Here is a 1,619-nt window from a genome sequence, read left to right as displayed (position 1 = left end):
GTCAATATGAGTTCGCCGGAACGATACTGTGAATGGCAAAAACATACTGGTGATCGCTCATGTTCAGCGCCTTCAGTGCATATCTGGCGCACTCAAAAATCTGCTCATTTGTCGGATTATCTTCTTCACGCCACGACAGAATCGCATGATACACCGGGTCCTGACAGCGCCGGTTCTGCGACGCAACCGCATCCATTTCAGCAGCTGCCGTTTCAATACCGAAGCAGTTTGTTTCACACAGAACCTCGCCACAGAGCACCTGCTGACGCCCGTCGTCACTCCGGGACAGCACATGATTCCGGTGTAAATCCATCCCCTCTTCAATAAAGTGACCAAGATGTTCCACGATGGCTTCGCGCGACCGGACCGGACGGACATAAGGATTATCCGGCGACAGCAATTCACCGGGCTTCTTGTCCACCCGGCAAATCAGATAGCTGATCAGCTGCAGAAAGCTGGACCGGCCATCGCGCCTTTTTTCCGGAACAATCACAATCACGCCGTTTACTTCTCCTGATGATGAACACCGGTATGGATGGCAACAACCGCTTTCTTCAGCGCAACAAGTACCTCCGAAAACTGCTTACTCAGTTCCGGTGTCATATGAGACTGCATCTGATTGTAGAGATGTTTCTGCAGACCACCGAGACGCAGAAGCTCGTTAATCATGCGGATATCCGTGGGCGGTGCGATGCGGCGACCCAGAGCACAACGACGAAGATATTCCCCCACGCTCATACCGGAAAGTTCGGCCTTTTCTTTAATCAGTGCCTTTTCCTCCGGCAGACAACGAACGCTGGGAAGCAGGGCTGTTCTGTTTCTTTTTTCACTCTTGCTCATCGCGCTCTTTTCCGGTGTTCAACCATCGTTATGTCGTGTCTTTTCTGTCTGGGGTGTCGGGGCTGTGCCCTGACCAGGGGTTTTGTAGCAAAGCCATCGAAGATGGCGGTGCTACAAAACATATCCTGTCCCGTCTTTGGTGTCTGGTTTTCGTCTATTATGCCCCGCATGGCTTTCATTGTCATTACACCAAGTGGCTGTGTGGCGACTGGAGGCTTCGCACCCTGCCTGATATAATGTGCCCGGTTCGCTATTCAGAGGAAAAACAGATGGCCGCCAGAAACTTCTACACTAAAGAGCAGATAGAACAGGCAAAAAAGCAGCTTGAGGCGTTGCCCGATCTGACTGAAACACGCCTGACCGGAAAGGATGTTCTTGAAGGGCTGAAATCACAAATCATGGAACTGGCTACACGGAAAGGCTATTCCGTAAAGGATATAAAATCTGCACTCGAAAGCTGCCAGATAACGGTCAGTGAGCGTGCAATCAAGGAGATCATCACTACGCATCAGAACACCAGGAGAAAATCATCACGAAATCAGAAGAAATCATCTTCTGCGTCAGATATGCAGACCTGTTCCTGAAGCCTTACGGTGAATCACTATTCCTTTCTGTTACTCACTTAACACCATGTCATGCAGTTCGCCAGGTAGTAACCAATACTGTTTCATGGTGTTATCTGTGACACCGGGCTGTACAGAGTGACAGTATCAATGTGAACCATCAGCCAGAAGAGCACGCCATGACGTGGTAACACACCGCAGCCATTCCTTTACCAC

3 protein-coding genes are annotated in these 1,619 nt (G+C 50.2%); 1 reads left to right on the top strand and 2 read right to left on the bottom strand.

The annotated features are described in order from the left end of the window. Position 1: 1 nt before the first annotated feature. Entirely contained in the window at positions 2–499 is a 498-nt protein-coding gene (locus EQY_RS26550) for a relaxase/mobilization nuclease domain-containing protein (protein WP_000635640.1), read from the bottom strand. Between the two features lie 5 nt (positions 500–504). Continuing rightward, complete coding sequence (gene mobA / locus EQY_RS0122050) at positions 505–840, bottom strand: plasmid mobilization protein MobA (protein ID WP_000045229.1); 336 nt, start codon at positions 838–840, stop codon at positions 505–507. Positions 841–854: 14 nt separating this feature from the next. Between mobA and EQY_RS27055 the strand changes: the two genes are divergently transcribed. Continuing rightward, the gene (locus EQY_RS27055) at positions 855–1,424 is read left to right on the top strand and encodes a hypothetical protein (protein ID WP_237712289.1); all 570 of its coding nucleotides are present in this window, start codon (positions 855–857) and stop codon (positions 1,422–1,424) included. Positions 1,425–1,619: the final 195 nt, after the last annotated feature.

The sequence above is a fragment of the Escherichia sp. TW14182 genome (assembly GCF_000208525.1).
GTDB lineage: Bacteria > Pseudomonadota > Gammaproteobacteria > Enterobacterales > Enterobacteriaceae > Escherichia > Escherichia ruysiae.
This window is presented reverse-complemented; position numbering and strand designations above follow the sequence as displayed.

What these genes read in the sequence shown, in the direction of transcription:
- mobA (WP_000045229.1), bottom strand. Translation starts at nt 840, where the DNA reads ATGAGCAAGAGTGAAAAAAGAAACAGAACAGCCCTGCTTCCCAGCGTT.